At 66.4% G+C, this 19,528-nt stretch carries 12 protein-coding genes; 4 read left to right on the top strand and 8 right to left on the bottom strand.

Annotated features, from left to right (window positions below; all coding sequences use genetic code 11):
- Positions 1–141: 141 nt before the first annotated feature.
- Entirely contained in the window at positions 142–2,139 is a 1,998-nt protein-coding gene (locus TO66_RS14315; protein WP_044462939.1) for an alpha-1,4-glucan--maltose-1-phosphate maltosyltransferase, read from the bottom strand.
- Positions 2,140–2,359: 220 nt separating this feature from the next.
- Here TO66_RS14315 and TO66_RS33660 point away from each other — a divergent pair, with 220 nt between their 5' ends.
- A complete protein-coding gene (locus tag TO66_RS33660; protein ID WP_171820055.1) occupies positions 2,360–2,530 on the top strand; it encodes a hypothetical protein in 171 nt (56 codons plus the stop codon).
- A gap of 46 nt (positions 2,531–2,576) precedes the next feature.
- Here TO66_RS33660 and TO66_RS14310 read toward each other — a convergent pair whose 3' ends face one another.
- Positions 2,577–3,080, bottom strand: coding sequence for an MgtC/SapB family protein (locus TO66_RS14310; RefSeq protein ID WP_044462938.1), 504 nt, complete (start codon positions 3,078–3,080; stop codon positions 2,577–2,579).
- A 175-nt stretch (positions 3,081–3,255) separates the two neighbouring features.
- On the opposite strand from TO66_RS14310, the gene TO66_RS14305 reads away from it, so the two are divergent.
- The 3 genes from TO66_RS14305 (at position 3,256) to mapR (ending at position 6,707) form a co-directional block, all read left to right on the top strand.
- Complete coding sequence (locus TO66_RS14305) at positions 3,256–3,489, top strand: DUF3203 family protein (protein WP_044462937.1); 234 nt, start codon at positions 3,256–3,258, stop codon at positions 3,487–3,489.
- 207 nt (positions 3,490–3,696) lie between these two features.
- Positions 3,697–5,109: a cytochrome c oxidase accessory protein CcoG gene (gene ccoG / locus TO66_RS14300; protein ID WP_044462936.1), complete on the top strand. Its 1,413-nt coding sequence runs from the start codon at positions 3,697–3,699 to the stop codon at positions 5,107–5,109.
- Positions 5,110–5,297: 188 nt separating this feature from the next.
- Positions 5,298–6,707, top strand: coding sequence for a GntR family transcriptional regulator MpaR (gene mapR, locus TO66_RS14295; RefSeq protein ID WP_044462935.1), 1,410 nt, complete (start codon positions 5,298–5,300; stop codon positions 6,705–6,707).
- 198 nt (positions 6,708–6,905) lie between these two features.
- On the opposite strand, the gene TO66_RS14290 is transcribed toward mapR, so the two are convergent.
- From TO66_RS14290 to TO66_RS14265, 6 genes are all read right to left on the bottom strand, one after another.
- The gene (locus TO66_RS14290; RefSeq protein WP_044462934.1) at positions 6,906–7,652 is read right to left on the bottom strand and encodes an SDR family oxidoreductase; all 747 of its coding nucleotides are present in this window, start codon (positions 7,650–7,652) and stop codon (positions 6,906–6,908) included.
- Between the two features lie 215 nt (positions 7,653–7,867).
- Positions 7,868–9,946: a bifunctional diguanylate cyclase/phosphodiesterase gene (locus tag TO66_RS14285; RefSeq protein WP_044462933.1), complete on the bottom strand. Its 2,079-nt coding sequence runs from the start codon at positions 9,944–9,946 to the stop codon at positions 7,868–7,870.
- 466 nt (positions 9,947–10,412) lie between these two features.
- On the bottom strand, positions 10,413–11,894 hold the full coding sequence (locus tag TO66_RS14280; protein WP_044462932.1) for an efflux transporter outer membrane subunit: 1,482 nt from the start codon (positions 11,892–11,894) through the stop codon (positions 10,413–10,415).
- On the bottom strand, positions 11,891–14,998 hold the full coding sequence (locus TO66_RS14275) for an efflux RND transporter permease subunit (RefSeq protein WP_044462931.1): 3,108 nt from the start codon (positions 14,996–14,998) through the stop codon (positions 11,891–11,893). The genes TO66_RS14280 and TO66_RS14275 overlap by 4 nt, the downstream gene beginning before the upstream one ends.
- Positions 14,995–18,099, bottom strand: a complete 3,105-nt coding sequence (locus tag TO66_RS14270; RefSeq protein ID WP_044462930.1) for an MdtB/MuxB family multidrug efflux RND transporter permease subunit — start codon at positions 18,097–18,099, stop codon at positions 14,995–14,997. The genes TO66_RS14275 and TO66_RS14270 overlap by 4 nt, the downstream gene beginning before the upstream one ends.
- Positions 18,096–19,424 (bottom strand): MdtA/MuxA family multidrug efflux RND transporter periplasmic adaptor subunit, encoded by a 1,329-nt coding sequence (locus TO66_RS14265; RefSeq protein WP_044462929.1) that lies wholly within the window; start codon positions 19,422–19,424, stop codon positions 18,096–18,098. The genes TO66_RS14270 and TO66_RS14265 overlap by 4 nt, the downstream gene beginning before the upstream one ends.
- Between the last annotated feature and the right edge of the window lie 104 nt (positions 19,425–19,528).

The following is a 19,528-nucleotide window of genomic DNA, read 5'->3' as shown; positions in this document are numbered from 1 at the left end:
CCGTCCTGTAGCCGCTGCCGAGCACCAGCGAGGCTGCGATAAGGCCCGCAGGGCCTTCTGAGGCCCTCAAGAGCGCGTCTCCTTCGGAGCCGATCGCAGCCTCGCTGGCGCTCGGCAGCGGCTACGGGCAGCGGCTACGGCTCATTCGACGCTCAGGCGCCAGATCCCGAAGGGTTGTCGCCAGGGCTCGATGCGCATGAACTGGACCTTGCCGTACCAGGTCCAGCGGTGCCCGTTCATCAGGTCTTCGCCGCGGGTCTGCGCGTCGTCGGGCAGGCCCAGCTCCCACAGCGGCAACTCGAAATGCGCCTCCTGGGCGTTGACCGGGTCGAGGCTGACCGCCACCAGGATGAAGTTGCTGCGGTCGGCGGTGCGCTTGCCGAAATACAGGATGTTGTCGTTCCACGCGTTGTACAGCTGCAGGCCCAGGTGGCTGTGCAGCGCCGGGTTCTGCCGGCGAATGCGATTGAGCTGGGCGATCTCGGCGATGATGTTGCCGGGAGCGTTGAAATCCCGCGGGCGGATCTCGTATTTCTCCGAGTCCAGGTATTCCTCGCGGCCCGGTATCGGCGCCGCCTCGCACAGCTCGAAGCCCGAATACATGCCCCACAGCCCCGAGCCCATGGTGGCCAGCGCGGCGCGGATAAGAAATCCCGGGCGACCCGACTCATGGAGAAAGAACGGGTTGATGTCCGGGGTATTGACGAAGAAGTTCGGCCGGTAGCATTCGCGCCACGGCGACTGGTTCAGCTCGGTGAAGTAGCTCGCCAGTTCGCTCTTGGTGTTGCGCCAGGTGAAATAGGTGTAGCTCTGGGAGTAACCGATCTTGCCCAGGCGCGCCATCATCGCCGGGGTGGTGAAGGCCTCGGCCAGGAAGATCACCTCCGGGTAGCGCGCCCGCACATCGGCGATCAGCCATTGCCAGAACGGCAGTGGCTTGGTGTGGGGGTTGTCCACGCGAAAGATCTTCACCCCCTCCTCGACCCAGCCGACCACGATGTCGCGCAGCTCCAGCCACAGCGCGGGAATGGCGTCGACGGCGTAGAAGTCGACGTTGACGATGTCCTGGTATTTCTTCGGCGGGTTCTCGGCGTATTTGATGCTGCCGTCCGGGCGCCAGTTGAACCAGCCCGGGTGCTGCTTGAGCCAGGGGTGGTCCTGGGAACACTGGATGGCGAAATCCAGGGCGATCTCCAGGCCATGCTCGGCGGCGGCGGCCACCAGGCGGCGGAAATCCTCACGGCTGCCCAGCTGCGGATGGATCGCCTCGTGGCCGCCCTCCTCGCTGCCGATCGCATAGGGGCTGCCCGGATCGTCGGGCCCGGCGCTCAAGGCATTGTTGCGGCCCTTGCGAAAGCGCCGGCCAATCGGGTGGATCGGCGGGAAATACAGCACGTCGAAACCCATGTCATGGATCATCGCCAGGCGCGAATGCACGTCATTGAAAGTGCCGTGGCGGGCCGGATCGTCGGTGATCGAGCGGGGAAACAGTTCGTACCAGCTGGCGAATCCGGCGCGCTCGCGCTCCACGTCCAACGGGTACTCGGGGCTCAGGCTCAGGTAGGGACGGTGATCGGCCTCGGCCATCAGCCGTGCACTGCGTTCGTGCAGGAACAGCGCCACCTGCTCGGCTTCGAGCAAGGTCGCCAGTTCGTGGTGCAGCGCCAGCAACTGCTCGCGCAACGGCCCCTCGCTGCGTTCGGCGGCCTGCCGCACATGGTTGCGGCCCTCCTGCAATTCGAGGCTGACCGCCACCCCGGCCTGGTGCTTCTTGCGCAGCTCGTAGCAGAAGCTGGCGAATTGATCGATCCAGGCCTCGATGCAGTAGCGGTAGCGGCCCGCGTCGGGCACGCGGAATCGGCCCTGCCAGGCATTGTTGCCCAGGTCCTGCATGGTTTCACTGTGCCAGTGGTGGTCGTGGTCGGCCTGCCAGCGCAGGCGCACGGCCAGGATGTCGTGGCCATCGGCGAAGACCTTGCTGCCAACCTCGATGACCTGCCCCGCCACCGCCTTGACCGCGAACTGGCCACCGTCGATCTGCGGCCGGGTGTCCTCGATGGCGATGCGCGGCAACAGCAAGGCCTGGGACAGCGGCAGAAGCGGGTTGTCGTGCGGTTCGGTCGGTTTTTCGGCAGTCATCGAGCATCACTCCTTACGCCCCCATGGACGCTCCGTAACGGTTCAATCGGTGCCCCGGCGAGCCCGGCCCGGGGATCAGCGCGACACTTAGGTTCCGAGACGCGGGCGGCGGGAAAAGTTCAGCCCGATTTGCCGCTTGCCGCGCCAGGGATCGATTCGCCGCGACGGTGGTCCACCCCACGACGGCTATAGAAAGCCAAGCACAAAGGAGGCCACACCGATGAGTATCCCGATCCCGGCCGAAACGCCCGATCCGAACATCGACCACCCGAACCTGCCGCCACCCTTGCCGCCCACCACGCCGCCCCCGGTGCCGGAACAGGAACCACCCGGCAGCACCCCGCCGCCCAAGGGCGACCCTCCGAGCGATCCGGCGCCCGTCACAGCCTGAACGAGCGATGCGCCAGGACGATGACAGGCGCGCCCGCAGGCGGCCGTCATTGCGCCGGTTCGTCCTTCTCCAGCTTGCGCACGATCCAGGGCATCACGCTGAAAACCGCCAGCGCCAGCAAGGTGCTCAGCACCGCGGTGGACTCGCGCCCGACGCCCACCGCCACGCCGATCGCCGCGGTCATCCACAGCCCGGCCGCGGTGGTCAGGCCCTTGACGTGACTTTCCTCGTCCGTCTTGCCCTTGAGAATGGTCCCGGCACCGAGAAAACCGATACCGGCGACCACCCCCTGCACCACCCGGCTCAGGGCATCGGCCTGGGCCCCGGACATCTGCGGCACCAGCACGAACAGCGCCGCGCCCAGCGCCACCAGCATGTGGGTGCGCACCCCGGCGGCCTTGCCCTTTTGCTCGCGCTCGAAGCCGAGGATGCCGCCCAGCAGCGCGGCCAGCAGCAGTCTTACCGTGATCTGGGTGAGTTGCCGGGCATCGCCGATATCGGCGAACTCCGCTTGCAGGGTCACCCAGGCTTCGTGCCACCACGCATTCATAAGCCAGTCCTGTGTACGGGCGACAGCCCTTTCAAAAGGTGGACAGCGGCGCCGGGCAAAAGGTGCGATCCGGCTCGCCGCGACCATTGATCGGCGGCCGCGAACCCCGGGCACGGATCGCCCCCTAAATTCATAGGCCAGACAAGGCTTCATCAGTCGATAACAGGAGACCGCCATGAGCCTGCACATCGAAGACCGCATCTGTCACTTCCACACCGAACAGGTCGATGTCCGGGTGCCGGCCAGCGCCGTGACCATCGTCACCGACGCTGCCCGCTCGATGTCGGCGGTCGACCTTGAGGGTCAGCGCATCTACATCACCGAAGCAGAAGCCGACGCATTGACCGTAGCAGGCGCCACCGACGGCCGGCGCCACCTGAAGGCCAGCGGCGGTGATTCGGTGATTTGACTGATCTGCATCACAACAGCTCGAACGGGCCTGTGCCAGACGCCTGCGCCGCCCGCCGCCGGCTGTTCGCCGGGGTATGGCAAGTTGTCGCAGGGGCGCTGTCGAAGGTCATCTGATCTGCTTTTTATTGCGATACCTGAGTCTGTTATGCAAACAGATCGCTGGGCATAGTTCATCCGCCTGATGGAGGCTGATGAGCGAACGACCATGAGCGAAAGAATCCCCGTCCGATTAGTAGAAACATTCGAGCCTGCGCGCCCAAAGACGAAGGCCAAATCCAGCGACAACCTGATCCACACCCGCAGCTTCACCGGTTTGTTCCGCACCTTGCGCATGAGCGGCGCGGGGTTCCTGTTCCTGCTGTTCTTCGGCACCGTGTGGCTGGACTGGGGCGGCCGCCAGGCGGTGCTCTGGGACCTGGCGCACAGCAAGTTCCACATCTTCGGCGCGACCTTCTGGCCGCAGGACTTCATCCTGCTCTCGGCCCTGCTGATCATCTGCGCCTTCGGCCTGTTCGCCATCACCGTATTCGCCGGCCGCGTCTGGTGTGGCTACACCTGCCCCCAGAGTTCCTGGACCTGGCTGTTCATGTGGTGCGAGAAAGTCACCGAGGGCGAGCGCAACCAGCGCATCAAGCTGGCGGCCGCGCCCTGGAGCCTGAACAAGCTGGCCCGGCGCTCGGCCAAGCACACCCTGTGGCTGGCCATCAGCCTGCTCACCGGCCTGACCTTCGTCGGCTACTTCACCCCGATCCGGCCGCTGGCCCAGGAACTGCTGACCTTGCAGATCGGCGGCGTGAGCCTGTTCTGGGTGCTGTTCTTCACCGGCGCCACCTACCTCAACGCCGGCTGGCTGCGCGAGGCGGTGTGCATGCACATGTGCCCTTATGCGCGGTTCCAGAGCGTGATGTTCGACAAGGACACCCTGACCATTTCCTATGACCCGGCCCGTGGCGAAAGCCGTGGCCCGCGCAAGCGCGACGTGAAGCCGGCCGAAGTCGGCCTCGGCGACTGCATCGACTGCCAGCTGTGCGTGCAGGTCTGCCCGACCGGCATCGACATCCGCGACGGCCTGCAGATGGAATGCATCGGCTGCGCCGCGTGCATCGACGCCTGCGACTCGATCATGGACAAGATGGGCTATGCCCGCGGCCTGATCAGCTACACCTCGGAACACCAGTTGCAGGGCGGCAAGACTCACCTGCTGCGCCCGCGCCTGGTGGGCTACAGCGCGGTACTGCTGGTGATGATCGGCGCCCTGACCCTGGCGCTGGTGGAGCGGCCGATGGTCTCGCTGGACGTCACCAAGGACCGCGGGCTGTTCCGCGAGAACGCCCTGGGCCAGATCGAGAACATCTACAGCCTGAAGATCATCAACAAGACCCAGCAGCGCCAGGACTACCGCCTGCAACTGGTGGACGGCGACGGCTTCCAGCTGCAGGGCCGCAACGAAGTCAGCCTGGCCGCCGGCGAGATCGTCGACCTGCCGGTGTCGGTGGCGCTGGTCGCCGACAAGCCGCAGAGCAGCTCCCAGACGCTGAGCTTCAAGGTGGTCGACAGCGACGAGCCGGCGATCTACAGCGTGGCGAAAAGCCGCTTTGTTGCGCCCTTGAACCGTTGATCCCTTAGACTGGGCCCGCCTCGCCTCCCCGTAGGAGCGAGGCTTGCCCGCGATGGGCTGCGCAGCGGCCCCAGATCTGCATCCGCGTTCTAGCTGATAGACCGCGCAGCCCTCATCGCGGGCAAGCCTCGCTCCTACAATAAAGGGGGCGATGGCACCGGCCCCCTCACTGCCTATTCCGAGCGCCCATGAAACGCTACGAAAAATTCGCCGACGACATCGCAGAACTGATCCGCTCCGGGGTACTCGGCCCCGGCCAGCGCGTGCCCTCGGTGCGTTACGCCAGCCAGACCTACGGGGTCAGCCCGTCCACGGTGTTCCAAGCCTATTACTTGCTGGAGCGCCGCGGGCTGATCCGCGCCCGGCCGCGCTCCGGCTATTTCGTCAACACCCATGCGCCGAGCCCGTTCTCGGAGCCGGTGATCAGCAGCCAGGTCAACGAGTCCACCGAAGTCGATGTCAGCGAACTGGTGTTCTCGGTGCTGGAGTCGATCAAGGACCCGTCCACCGTGCCCTTCGGCTCGGCCTTCCCCAGCCCCACCCTGTTTCCGCTGCAACGCCTGTCCCGCTCCCTGGCCAGCGCCAGCCGCGAGATGGACCCGCGGGTGGTGGTCACCGACATGTCGCCGGGCAACCCGCAACTGCGCCGGCAGATCGCCCTGCGCTACATGGTCGGCGGGTTGATGCTGCCCATGGAGGAACTGCTGATCACCAACGGCGCCCTCGAAGCCCTGAACCTGTGCCTGCAGGCCGTGACCGAGCCCGGCGACCTGGTGGCCATCGAGGCGCCGGCCTTCTACGCCAGCCTGCAAGTGCTGGAACGGCTGAAGCTCAAGGCGGTGGAAATCCCCGTGCACCCGCGGGACGGCATCGACCTGGGCGTGCTGGCGCAGACCCTGGAGCGCCACCCGATCAAGGCCTGCTGGTGCATGACCAGCTTCCAGAACCCCATGGGCGCGACCATGCCCGAGGCGAAGAAGCAGGAGCTGGTGGAGTTGCTGCGCGCGCATCAGGTGCCGCTGATCGAGGACGACGTCTACGCCGAGCTGTATTACGGCCAGCAGGCGCCGAAACCGGCCAAGGCCTTCGACACCGAAGGCCTGGTGATGCATTGCGGTTCGTTCGCCAAGAGCCTGGCGCCGGGCTACCGCATCGGCTGGGTCGCTGCCGGGCGCTACGCGCAGAAGATCGAACGGCTGAAGCTGATGACCTCGCTGTGCGCCTCGATGCCGGCCCAGGCCGCCATCGCCGACTACCTGCAACACGGCGGTTACGATCGCCACCTGCGCAAACTGCGCTATGCCCTGGAAGAACAGCAGAGCGCCATGCTGGCGGCGATTGCCCGCTACTTTCCGGCGCAGACCCGGGTCAGCCAGCCGGCCGGCGGCTACTTCCTGTGGCTGGAACTGCCGGCGCAGATGGATTCGCTGAAACTGTTCCAGATGGCCCTGGCCCAGGGCATCAGCATCGCCCCGGGGCCGATCTTCTCGCCGACCCAGCGCTTTCGTAACTGCATCCGCCTCAACTACGGCAGCCCGTGGAACGAAGCGGCGGAAAAGGCCATGGAAACCCTGGGCAGGATCGTGCGCTCGTTCTGAAACCAGACACCGTGCGCCCTGCGCCCTGTAGCCGCTGCCGAGCACCAGCGAGGCTGCGATCGACTGCGCAGCAGTCGCAAAGGCGGCTGGCGTATTTATCCAGGCAGATTGCGGATTCAGGGTTTACGGCCGCTGCGCGCCCGATCGCAGCCTCGCTGGCGCTCGGCAGCGGCTACAACGGCTACGGCGGCGGCTGTATTAGCGGCCGCCGCCGAGGTCGATGAAGGTGCCGGTGGAATACGAGGCCTTGTCCGAGAGCAGCCAGATGATCGCCTCCGCCACTTCGTCGGGGCGGCCGCCGCGGCCCATGGGGATCGCGGATTCCAGTTTGCTGACGCGGTCGGCATCGCCGCTCAGGGCATGGAAGTCGGTATAGATGTAGCCCGGCCGTACACCATTGACCCGGATGCCCTCGCCGGCGACTTCCTTGGACAGGCCGATGGTGAAGGTGTCCAGCGCGCCTTTGGAGGCGGCGTAGTCGACGTATTCGCCGGGCGAGCCCAGGCGTGCGGCGACCGACGATACGTTGACGATGCTGCCGCCCTGCCCGCCATGCCGTGGCGACATGCGCAGCACCGCGTGCTTGGCGCAGAGGATCGGCCCGAGCACATTGGTCTTCATGATCTTGAGAATGCGGAATTCGGACATCTCATCGAGCCGCGACTTCTGCCCGACGGTCCCGGCGTTGTTCACCAGTGCGGTGACCCGGCCCAGTTCGGCATCGACCCGCTGGTAGAGGGCGATCACCTCGTCCTCGATGCTGACGTCGGCGCGCACGGCAATCGCCTCGGCGCCCAGTGCACGGACCTGCGCCAGCACCTGGAAGGCGGCCTGCTCGTCGGCCTGGTAATTGATGCAGATGCGGTAGCCCCGTTGTGCCGCCAGCAGCGCGGTAGCCGCGCCGATCCCGCGACCGCCGCCGGTGATGAGAATGACCTTGTCCATGCTGCCAAGCCCCTCGCTGATCGTTGAACGCGTGCCATTAAACACCCTGCGGCCAGCGTTGCAAACCTTCTCGAGACGCGGGTTGGCGCCTTGACCGAGGGTGGATCGAGGGGCTTGCGCCGGCGGATCCGGGCGCGGATCTGACGGCGGCTGCAGCGCCGATCGCCGCCTCGCAGGCCCGGCAGCGGCGCCGGGTGGGTCCGGGCGGGTCGTGGTTACAGGGGCTGGCGTTCGGCCTGGTGGATGCTTTGCATGAAACGCGCGGCCGGCTGCGGGTGGCCGAGGAAGTAGCCTTGCAGCGAATCGCAGCCCAACTGGGTGAGGAAGTCCTGTTGCACGTCGGTCTCCACCCCTTCGGCGACGATGCGCAGGCCCAGCGCCTGGCCCAGGGCGACGATGGCCGAAACGATCGCCGCGTCGTCGCTGTCGTGCTCCAGGTCGCGGACGAAGCCGCGGTCGATCTTCAGTTCGTTGGCCGGCAGGCGCTTGAGGTACATCAGGCTCGAATAGCCGGTGCCGAAATCGTCGATGGACAGGTCCACGCCCATGTCCGCCAGTTGCTTGAGCACGGTCATGCTCGCGTCGGCATCGCTCATGGCCGTGGTTTCGGTGATTTCCAGGGTCAGGCTGTTGGCCGGCAAGCGGTGCAGGACCAGCGCCCGGGCCACGCTGTCGACCAGCCCGGCATGGCAGAACTGCAAGGCGGAAATGTTGACCGCGATCCGCCAGCCTTCATAACCCTGGCTGTACCACTCGCGCATCTGCCGGCAGGCCTCGTTGAGGACCCACTCGCCGATGGGGATGATCAGGCCGGTCTTCTCCGCCAGGTCGATGAACTTGTCCGGCAGCAGCAACCCCAATTGCGGGTGCTCCCAGCGCAACAGGGCCTCGGCCCCCACCGGCGTGCCGTTGGCGGCATCAAACTTGGGCTGGTAGTACAGCTGGAATTCGTTGTGTTCGAGGGCGTGGCGCAGGTCCTGCAACAGTTGCAGCTGACGGCGCGCATCGCTGTTCATCGAGGCGTCGAAGAAGCTGTAGCCGTTCTTGCCGGTGCCCTTGGCGTGATACATCGCCGCATCGGCGTTCATCAGCAGTTCCTGGGGCGTCAGGCCGTTGCCCGGGTACACCGCGATACCGACGCTGGCGGAAATCTGCAACTCATGCTCGGCAACCCGGAACGCCTGGGAAATCAGGCCGACCTGGCGTGCGGCCAGGCGCAGGGCGTCGTCCGGCTCGCTCAATTGCACCAGCAGCACGAACTCGTCGCCGCCGATCCGCGCCAGGGTGTCCTGGCTGCGCAAGTCTTCGCGCAGGCGCAGCGCCACCTCGCGCAGCAACTGGTCGCCCATGTGATGGCCGAAGGCATCGTTGACCGGCTTGAAGCCATCGAGGTCGATGAACATCAGCGCGAAACAGCCGCCCTGCTCCGTGACCCACTGCATCGCCTGGTCGATCCGGTCGGCCAGCAGCGTGCGGTTCGGCAGGCCGGTCAGGGTGTCGTGCAGCGCCAGCTGGGTGAGCTCGCGATTGGCCACGGTCAGCGATTCGGCCAGCACCGCGGTGCGCGCTTCCAGGCGCGCGTCGAGCACCGAGGTCAACAGGGCGATCACCAGCACCGCCAGGGTGGTGATCAGGACCAGGTTGTCCAGGCCCTTGCCGCTCAGGCCATCCACCGACGCGCCACAGGAACTGCCATCGGCGAAACGCGCCGCGGCCATGCCGGTGTAATGCATGCCGACGATGGCGATGCCCATCACCACCGCGGCGCCGCAACGGGCCAGGCGGACATGGGGGGTGTTGTGGCGCAGGCGAAAGGCGATCCACAGCGCCGCGGCCGAAGCCCCGACGGCGATCAGCAGCGAGGCGCCGAACAGGGTCGGGTCGTAGTCGATGCCCGGCTGCATGCGCATCGCCGCCATGCCGGTGTAATGCATCGCGCTGATCCCGGCGCCCATGATCAGCGCGCCGAAGGCCAGCTGCCAGAGCGGCAGGCTCGGCTGGCTCACTAGCCACAGGGCGAAACCGCAGGACAGCACGGAAATCAGCAGCGACAGCGCGGTGATGCCGGGGTCGTAGCCCAGGTTGATCGGCAGGCTGAAGGCCAGCATGCCGATAAAGTGCATCGACCACACGCCGATGCCCATGGCCAGGGCGCCGCCGAGCATCCAGAAAAACGCCGCGCGGCCACGGGTGGTGGCGATGCGGCCGGTCATGTCGAGGGCGGTGTAAGAGGCGAGGATCGCCACGAACAGGGAAATCAGAACCAACGCGGAAGAGTAGGTACCGGTGAGCATGGACGTCTCTTGGACTGTTAGCCGGAGGCTTCCCTACCCGGCGCTAAAAGGCGCAATTGTACTGATTGCGCGTAGGAACGCACTCACAAAGTAAGCAGAAAGCCATCAGCCGGACAAAAAGCAGTGGGCGGATAAAGGCAAACCCACGCGGCGCGTTATTCCTGGCGCACCGCGGCGTCCGGTTTAGCGGCAACTGCGTTGCCGATCGCAGCCTCGCTGGTGCTCGGCAGCGGCTACGGAATCGTGGCGAGCCTCGGTGTGTCGTCCGGCGCATTTGTAGCCGCTGCCGAGCCCCAGCGAGGCTGCGATCGCCTGCAAAGCAGGCGCAAACCCGGCCAACGCATTCCACCTGGCATACCGCGGCGTCAGGCTTGGCGGCAACTGCGTTGCCGATCGCAGCCTCGCTGGTGCTCGGCAGCGGCTACGGGAATCGTGGTGGGCCTCGATGCGGCGTCGGGTGTGCCCGCTAGGGGTTGGCGCTGGCCTGGAGCTGGCCGTCCCAGCCGCCGCCGAGGGCGGCGATCAGTTGGACGCTGGTCACCAGCTGGCTCTGCAATAGGGTCAGCACGCTGCGTTCGTTGCTCAACGCCGTGGCCTGCACTGTCACCACGTCCAGGTAGGCCACCAGCCCGGCCTTGTACTGGTTCTCGGTCAGGCGCTGGGAATCGCGCGCGGCGTCCAGCGCTTCCTGGCGGACCACGGCCTCGTCGGCCAGGACCTTGAGCTGCACCAGGTAGTTTTCCACCTCGCGGAAACCGTCGAGCACGGTCTGGCGGTACTTGGCTACGGTCTGGTCATAGACCGCCTCGGTGCGATCGACCTCCGCCGAGCGCTGGCCACCGTCGAACAGGGTCATGGCCAGTTTCGGCCCCACCGACCAGAAACGGTTCGGCAGGCTGATCCAGTCGGCGTAGGTACTGCTGCTGTAGCCGCCCGCCAGGCTCAGGGTCAGGTCCGGGTAATAGGCGGCCTTGGCCACGCCGATATTGGCATTGGCGGAGATCACCGAACGTTCGGCCGAAGCGATGTCCGGACGCCGTTCCAGCAACTGCGACGGCAAGCCCAGCGGCACCTGGGGCAAGGTCGGGATGTCCTGGGTCTCGGCCAGGCTGAACTCGGCCGGTGGCAGGCCGATCAGCACCGCGATGGCGTTTTCCAGCTGGGCGCGCTGCCAGATCAGGTCGATCAGGTCGGCCTGGGTGCTTTTCAGCTGGGTCCGCGCCTGGGCGACGGCATCCCGGCCGGCGACACCGGCGCGGTACTGGTTCTCGGTCATGGTCAACGAACGCTGGTAAGCCGCCACCGTGGCTTCGAGCAGGCGCTTCTGCTGGTCCATCACCCGCAGTTGCAGGTAGTTCTGCACCAACTCGGACTGCTGGCTCAGGCGCATCGCCGCCAGGTCGGCGAAGCTGGCCTCGGCGCTGGCCTCGTTGGCTTCCAGGCTGCGGCGCAGCTTGCCCCAGACATCGGCCTCCCAGCTCACGCCGAGCTGGGTGTTGTAGGTGTCGCGGATACCGCTGGACGAGCTGCTCAACGCCGAATTGCTGCTGCCGGTGCCCTGGCTGGCGCGGGTCTTGCCGGCGCTCAGGTCGACCGTGGGGAACAACGCACCACGGGCGCTGCGCGCCAGAGCCTGGGCCTGGCGGTACTGCGCCTCGGCCTGGGCCACGCTCTGGTTGGCGCTGTTGAGCTTGTCGACCAGGCCGTTGAGCTGGGCATCGCCGTACAGCTCCCACCAGGCGCCACGCGCCAGGGCATCGCTGGGGTTGGCCTGGCGCCAGCCCGCGGCTTCCTTGTAATGCTCAGGTTCCGCGACCTGCGGGCGCTGGTAGTCCGGGCCGATGGCGCAGGCACTGAGCAGCGTCAGGCTCAAGCCCAGGCTCAGCAGCCGCGAACCGCGGGCCAGGGCCAGGCACTGGGGAAAGTGGCGAGGCGAACAGTCAGTCATAGCGGCGTTTCCAGAGCGGCATCGGTACGAACCCCACGCCAGCGGTTGAATGCATGGCGCAAGCGATCGAGATAGAGGTAGACCACCGGGGTGGTGTAAAGGGTCAGGATCTGGCTGAAGACCAGGCCGCCGATGATGGTCAGGCCTAGCGGCTGGCGCATTTCCGCGCCTTCGGCGCTGCCCAGCAGCAACGGCAAGGCGCCGAGGATCGCCGCCAGGGTGGTCATCAGGATCGGCCGCAGGCGCAGCAGGCAGGCGCTGCGGATCGACTCCAGCGGGCCCATGCCCTGGTGCCGCTCCAGTTGCAACGCCAGGTCGATCATCAGGATCGCGTTCTTCTTCACCACGCCGATCAGCAGGAACAGCCCCAACAGCGAGATCAGGCTGAATTCGCCGCCCAGGACATAGATCGACAGCAAGGCGCCGACCCCGGCCGACGGCAGGGTCGACAGGATGGTCAACGGGTGGATATAGCTTTCGTACAGCACGCCCAGCACCAGGTACACCGCCAGCAGCGCGCCGAGGATCATGAACGGCTGGCTCTTCTGGGTCGCGGCGAAGGCGTCGGCGGTGCCGGCCATCTTGATGATCAGCTCTTCCGGTATGCCCAGCTTGGCCAGGGCACGCTCGATGGCCGCCGTGCCCTGCTCCACCGTCACCCCTTCGGCCATGTCGAAGGACACGCTCTCCGAGGCGAACTGGCCTTCGTGGCTGACGCGGTCGTTTTCCAGGCTGTTTTCGTAATGGGCGATGGTCGACAGCGGCACCCGCGCGCCGTCGGCGGTGATCACCTGCACCTGGTTGAGGGTGACCGGGTCGCGGGCGTACTTGGGGTTGACCTCCATCACCACCTGGTATTGGTTGAGGCTGTCGTAGATGGTCGAGATCTGCCGCTGGCTGTAGGCGTTGTTGAGCACCGCGGTGACCATGTTCATGTCGATCCCCAGGCGCTTGGCCTGGTCGCGGTCGACCACCAGGGTCACCTGCTGGGCGCCCCGCCCTTCGCGGGCGTCGATGGCGGTCAGCTCGGGCAAGGCGCGCAGCGCGGTGACCACCTTCGGGTACCACTCGCGCAGGGCCCCCAGGTCGCCGCTCTGGATGATGTAGGAGTACTGCGAGGTGGTCTGCTCGCGACCGCCGCCGAACTGCAGGTCCTGGTCGGCCATCAGCATCAGCTGGGCCCCCGCCACCTTGGGCATTTCCTTGCGCAGGCGCTCGATGACCTTCTGCGCGGAAATATTGCGTTCCTTGATGGGTTTCAAGCGCACCAGCATGAAGGCGTTGTTGGTGCCGTTGCTGCCCCCGATGAAGCCGGCCACGCTTTCCACCGCCGGGTCCTTGAGCACCTCGCGGCGGAAGATCTCCATCTTCGGCTGCATCACGCTGAACGACAGGCCGTCGTCGCCGCGCACGAAACCGATCAGCTGGCCGGTGTCCTGTTGCGGCATGAAGGTCTTGGGCACCACCACATACAGCGCGACATTGACCCCGATGGTCAGCAACAGGCTGAGCAGGGTCAGGCGCTTGTGGCGCAGCACCCAGTCCAGGCTGCTGGCGTACTTGCCCACCATCCAGTCGTTGGTGCGCTGGCTCCAGCGCTGCAGGCGGTTCTCCCGGCCCGGCACATGAGGCTTGAGCCAGCGCGCGCAGAGCATCGGGGTCAGGGTCAGGGACACCACCAGCGACACCACGATGGCCGCCGCCAGGGTGATGGAGAATTCGCGGAACAGGCTTTCGATGATGCCGCCCATGAACAGGATCGAAAGGAACACCGCCACCAGCGAGACGTTCATCGACAACAGGGTGAAACCGACTTCCTTGGCCCCCAGGTACGCCGCCTTCAGCGGCGGCACGCCTTCGTCGATATGCCGGGAGATGTTCTCCAGCACCACGATGGCGTCGTCCACCACCAGCCCGGTGGCGAGGATCAGCGCCATCAGCGACAGGTTGTTCAGGGAAAACCCATACAGGTACATCACCGCGAACGTGCCCACCAGCGACACCGGCACCGCCAGGGTCGGGATCAGCGAGGCGCGGAAATTGCCGAGGAACAGGTAGACCACCAGGATCACCAGGGCCACGGCGATCAGCAGGGTCATCTCGGCCTCGTGCAGCGTGGCCTTGATCACCGGCGAGCGGTCCATCGCCAGGTTGAGCTTGACGCTGGCCGGCAGCACCGCCTGCAACGCCGGCAACTGCGCTTTGATCTCGTTGACGGTCTCGATGATGTTGGCCCCGGCCTGGCGGTTGATCACCAGCAGCACCGCCGCGTCGTCGTTGAAGAACCCGCTGTTGTAGCGGTCCTCGACGCCGTCGCTGACCCTGGCCACGTCTTTCAGGCGCAGGGCCGCGCCGTCCTTGTAGTGGATGATCAGCGGCTCGTAATCCTTGGCCTTCTCCAACTGGTCGTTGGCCTGTACCTGCCACAGCTGCTCGCTGTTCTCCACTGAGCCCTTGGGCCGGCGCACGTTGGCCTCGGCGATGGTCTTGCGAACATCGTCCAGGGCCACTCCGTACTGGTTGAGCAGTTGCGGCTCGAGCTCGATGCGCACCGCCGGCAGCGAGCTGCCGCCGATCTGCACCTCGCCGACCCCGGCGACCTGGGACAGGCTCTGCGACAGGATGGTCGAGGCCAGGTCGTACAACTGGCCCTTTTCCAGCACGTCGGAGGTTAGCGACAGCACCATGATCGGCGCCTGCGACGGGTTGACCTTCTTGTAGGTGGGCATGCTGCGCATGCCGCTGGGCAGCAGGTTGCGCGACGCGTTGATGGCCGCCTGCACTTCCCGCGCCGCACCGTTGATATCGCGGTCCAGGTCGAACTGCAGGATGACCCGGGTCGAGCCCTGGCTGGAGCGGCTGCTCATGGTGTTGACCCCGGCGATCGCGCCGAACGAGCGTTCCAGGGGCGTGGCCACGGTGGACGCCATGACCTCGGGGCTGGCCCCCGGCAGGCTGGCCTGGACCACGATCACCGGGAAGTCCATCTGCGGCAGCGGCGCCACCGGCAGCAAACCGAAGCTGACGCCGCCCAGCAGCATGATCGCCAGGCTCAGCAACATGGTCGCCACCGGCCGGCGGATAAAGGGGCCGGACAGGTTCATGGCTGCTCTACCGGCTCCGCGCGCTCAGGCGTCGAGCGCCAGCGCCGGCCCAGGCGGTCGAAGTAGAGGTAGATCACCGGGGTGGTGAACAGCGTCAGGATCTGGCTCAGCAACAGCCCGCCGACCATCACCAGGCCCAGGGGCTGGCGCAGCTCGGCGCCGGAACCGGTAGCCAGCATCAGCGGCACGGCGCCGAACAGCGCGGCCAGGGTGGTCATCAGGATCGGCCGGAAACGCAGCAGCGCCGCCTGGTAGATCGCCTGCTCCGGGGGCACGCCCTGGTTGCGTTCGGCGTCGAGGGCGAAGTCGATCATCATGATCGCGTTCTTCTTGACGATGCCGATCAGCAGGATGATGCCGATGATCGCGATCATGCCCAGGTCGTTGCCGCTGAGGATCAGCGCCAGCAAGGCCCCCACCGCCGCCGAGGGCAAGGTGGAGAGAATGGTGATCGGGTGGATGTAGCTCTCGTAGAGCACCCCGAGCACGATGTACATGGTCACCACCGCCGCCAGGATCAGCAGCAGCGTGCTCGACAGCGACGCCTGGAACGCCTGCGCGGCGCCCTGGAACTGGGTCTGCACGCCCACCGGCATGCCGATGTCGCGCTGCACCTGCTCGATGACTTCCACCGCCTGCCCCAGGGCCACGCCGGGCGCCAGGTTGAACGACATCATCACCGCCGGGAACTGGCCGATATGGGCGATCGCCAGTTGCGCCTGGCGCTCCTCGACCCGCGCCAGGCTCGACAGCCGCACCTGGCCGCCGTCGGTGGTCTTCACATGGATCTGCTCCAGCGCCTGCGGGCCGATGGTCTCGCCGGCCTGGGCCTGCAGCACCACGCGATACTGGCTGGCCTGGGTATAGATGGTAGAAATCTGCCGCTGGCCGAAGGCGTCGTACAGCGCGTCGGTGATGTTCGACACCGACACACCGACCCGCGCGGCGGCGTCGCGATCGATCACCAGGTACACCTGCAGGCCCTTGTCCTGCAGGTCGCTGGCGACGTCGATGAGTTCCGGGCGCTGCACCAGGGCATCCACCAGGCGCCCGCTCCACAGCGCCAGCAGGTCGGCATCCGGCGACGACAGGCTGAACTGGTACTGGGTGCGGCTGACCCGGTCTTCGATGGTCAGGTCCTGCACCGGCTGCATGAACAGGCGGATCCCCACCAGCCTGTCAACCTGCGGCTGGATGCGCGCGATCACTTCGGCGGCGCTCAGGTCGCGCTCGCGATGCGGCTTGAGGTTGATCAGCAGCCGGCCGCTGTTGAGCGTGGCGTTGTCGCCGTCGACGCCGATATAGGACGACAGGCTTTGCACCGCCGGGTCGGCCAGGATGATCTTCGCCAGTTCCTGCTGGCGCTGGCTCATGGCGGCGAAGGACACCGACTGCGGCGCCTCGGAAATGCCCTGGATCACCCCGGTGTCCTGCACCGGGAAGAAGCCCTTGGGCACCACCATATAAAGGAACACGGTCAGCGCCAGGGTGCCGATGGCCACCAGCAGGGTCAGCGGCTGGTGCTTGAGCACCCACTGCAACTTGCGCCCGTAGCTTTCGATCAGCCAGTCGATCCAGGCGCCGCTGGCGCGGTAGAAACGCCCCTGCTCCTGCTCCTTGGGTTCACGCTTGAGCAGGCGCGCGCACATCATCGGCGTCAGCGTCAGGGACACCACCAGGGAAATCAGGATCGCCACCGCCAGGGTGATGGCGAACTCGCGGAACAGGCGGCCGACCACGTCGGCCATGAACAGCAGCGGGATCAGCACCGCGATCAGCGACAGGGTCAGCGACACCAGGGTGAAGCCGATCTGCTTGGCGCCCTTGAGCGCGGCCTGCATCGGGCTGTCGCCCTCCTCGATGAAACGCGAGATGTTCTCCAGCATGACGATGGCGTCGTCGACCACGAACCCGGTGGCGATGGTCAGGGCCATCAGGGTCAGGTTGTTGACCGAGAACCCCGCCAGGTACATCACGCCGAAGGTGCCGATCAGCGACAGCGGCACGGCGATCGACGGAATCACCGTGGCGCTGGCCCGGCGCAGGAACAGGAACGTCACCATCACCACCAGGGCGATGGCGATGAGCAGCTCGTGCTGCACGTCGGTGACCGAGGCGCGGATGGTCTGGGTGCGGTCGGTGAGCACGGTGACGTCGAGGCCGGCCGGCAGGTTGTCGGTGATGCTCGGCAACAGCGCCTTGATCCGGTCCACCACTTCGATCACGTTGGCCCCGGGCTGGCGCTGGATGTTCAGCAGCACCGCCTGGTTTTCATTGGCCCAGGCCGCCAGGCGCTCGTTCTCGGCGCCGTCGGCGATCTCGGCGACGTCCTTCAGGCGCAGCGGCGCACCATTCTTGTAGGCCAGGATCAGCTCGGCGTAATCCTTGGGCGAGGTCAGCTGGTCGTTGGCGTCGAGCATCGACACCCGGGTCGGTCCGTCGAAGTTGCCCTTGGGCTGGTTGACGTTGGAGGCGCCGATCAGGCTGCGCACGTCCGACAGGTTCAGGCCGGCGGCCGCCAGGGCCTCGGGGTTGACCTTGATCCGCACCGCCTGGCGCTGGCCACCGGCGATGCTGACCATGCCCACGCCGCTGATCTGCGCGATCTTCTGCGCCATGCGGGTATCGACCAGGTCGTTGAGCTTGGGCAGCAGCATGGTCTTGGAGGTGATGGCCAGGGTCAGCACCGGGGTGTCCGCCGGGTTGACCTTGTTGTACACCGGCGGTGCCGGCAGATCGGTGGGCAGCAGGTTGGTGGCGGCGTTGATCGCGGCCTGCACCTGCTGCTCGGCGACATCCATATTGATGTCGAGGTTGAAGCGCAGGGTCAGCACCGAGGCGCCACCGGAACTGGTGGACGCCATATGGGTCAGGCCGGGCATCTGCCCGAACTGGCGCTCCAGGGGCGCGGTGACCGCGCTGGTCATCACATCCGGGCTGGCGCCGGGATACAGGGTCATGACGCGGATGGTCGGGTAGTCGACCTGGGGCAGCGCCGAGACCGGCAGCAGCCGATAGGCGATCAGGCCGCCCAGGACAATGGCCAGCATGCTCAGGGTGGTGGCTACCGGACGGAGGATGAACAGCCGCGAGAGGTTCATGCGCCGGCCTTGTTCGCCGCCGCGTCAGCCGCCGGGGCTGTGGCAGGCGTGGTCGCCGAGCTGGCCGGCTGGCCTTGCAGGTGCTGGGTCGGGCTGGTCGGGACTTCCTCGGGGGTGTTGACCACCTCCACCGCGCTGCCGTCCTTGAGGCGGTCGGTGCCTTCGAGCACCACCCGGTCGCCGGCGTCCAGGCCAGACTTGATCACGGTGGAATCGCCGTTGCTGTCGCCGATCTGCAACGCCCGGACCTTGACCTTGTTGTCGCCGTCCAGGGCATAGACGAAGGTGCCGTTGGTGCCGAACTGCACCGCCGCCGACGGCACCAGCACCACGTTCTTCAGAGTGTCGGCGAGCAGCCGCACATTGACGAACTGGTTGGGGAACAGGGCCTGGTCGCGGTTCTCGTAGCGTGCCTTGAACTTCAGGGTGCCGGTGGTGGTGTCGATCTGGTTGTCGAGGCTTTGCAGCACGCCGCTGGCCTGCAGCTTCTGGTCGCCGCGGTCCCAGGCTTCCACCGGCAGCCTGGCGCCGCTGCGATAGCGCTCCAGCACCGTGGCGAGGCTGTTCTCCGGCAGGGTGAACGCCACGCTGATCGGCTGGGTCTGGGTGATGATCGCCAGTGCCGTGGTGTCGTTGGCCGCGACCAGATTGCCCACGTCCAGCTGGCGCAGGCCGACGCGGCCGGTGATCGGCGCGCGGATCTTGGTGAATTCGAGGTTGAGCCTGGCGTCGTTGACCGCCGCCTGGTTGGTCTTGACCGTGCCCTGGTACTGGCCGACCAGCGCCGCCGCGGTGTCCAGGGTCTGCTTGGCGATACTGTCCTGGGCGAACAGGCCGCGATAACGCTCGTAGTCGACCTGGGCGTTTTTCAGTTGCGCCTGGTTCTGCAACAGCGTGCCTTCGGCCTGGAGCAAGGCGTTCTGGTACGGCCGCGGATCGATTTCCGCCAGCAGGTCGCCGGCCTTGACCATCTGCCCTTCCTCGAAGGCCACCTTGACCAGCTCACCGGCCACGCGGCTGCGCACATTGATGGTGTTCAGCGCGGTGACCGTGCCCAGCGCCTTGTAATACAGCGGGAAGTCGCCGCGCGTGGCCGGCGCCACCCGCACCGGAATCGGCCCGCTGGCGCCACCGAACCCCGGGCGCATCACCCCGCTGCGACCGGCATGCCCGGTGGCGGCCTTCTGTCCGGCGGCATCCTTGTGGCTGCTCGAGGCCGGCCAGAATTTCCAGCACAGGCCGGCGACAGCCACCAGGACAAGCAGGCCGAGCAGCCAGCGACGGGAGTTGCGGGAAACGGAGGATTGCATGGAGTGATCAACCATTGGGCGCGAGGGGATCTTTTTCAGGTGGCTGAAAGATAAGCACTGGCCGGTATTTAGCAAAGCGCCTTTACCGGCAATTTACCTTGGGCTTACGTTCGCCAATA

The organism is Pseudomonas sp. MRSN 12121, from assembly GCF_000931465.1.
Taxonomy (GTDB): Bacteria; Pseudomonadota; Gammaproteobacteria; order Pseudomonadales; family Pseudomonadaceae; genus Aquipseudomonas.
Note: the sequence above shows the minus strand (reverse complement) of the source record. Positions and strands in the feature narration are given on the sequence as shown.

Excerpts from the sequence above, each read along its gene's own strand:
- TO66_RS14315 (WP_044462939.1), bottom strand. The coding sequence starts at position 2,139 with ATGACTGCCGAAAAACCGACCGAACCGCACGACAACCCGCTTCTGCCG.
- TO66_RS33660 (WP_171820055.1), top strand. The coding sequence starts at position 2,360 with ATGAGTATCCCGATCCCGGCCGAAACGCCCGATCCGAACATCGACCAC.
- TO66_RS14310 (WP_044462938.1), bottom strand. The coding sequence starts at position 3,080 with ATGAATGCGTGGTGGCACGAAGCCTGGGTGACCCTGCAAGCGGAGTTC.
- TO66_RS14305 (WP_044462937.1), top strand. The coding sequence starts at position 3,256 with ATGAGCCTGCACATCGAAGACCGCATCTGTCACTTCCACACCGAACAG.
- ccoG (WP_044462936.1), top strand. The coding sequence starts at position 3,697 with ATGAGCGAAAGAATCCCCGTCCGATTAGTAGAAACATTCGAGCCTGCG.
- mapR (WP_044462935.1), top strand. The coding sequence starts at position 5,298 with ATGAAACGCTACGAAAAATTCGCCGACGACATCGCAGAACTGATCCGC.
- TO66_RS14290 (WP_044462934.1), bottom strand. The coding sequence starts at position 7,652 with ATGGACAAGGTCATTCTCATCACCGGCGGCGGTCGCGGGATCGGCGCG.
- TO66_RS14285 (WP_044462933.1), bottom strand. The coding sequence starts at position 9,946 with ATGCTCACCGGTACCTACTCTTCCGCGTTGGTTCTGATTTCCCTGTTC.
- TO66_RS14280 (WP_044462932.1), bottom strand. The coding sequence starts at position 11,894 with ATGACTGACTGTTCGCCTCGCCACTTTCCCCAGTGCCTGGCCCTGGCC.
- TO66_RS14275 (WP_044462931.1), bottom strand. The coding sequence starts at position 14,998 with ATGAACCTGTCCGGCCCCTTTATCCGCCGGCCGGTGGCGACCATGTTG.
- TO66_RS14270 (WP_044462930.1), bottom strand. The coding sequence starts at position 18,099 with ATGAACCTCTCGCGGCTGTTCATCCTCCGTCCGGTAGCCACCACCCTG.
- TO66_RS14265 (WP_044462929.1), bottom strand. The coding sequence starts at position 19,424 with ATGGTTGATCACTCCATGCAATCCTCCGTTTCCCGCAACTCCCGTCGC.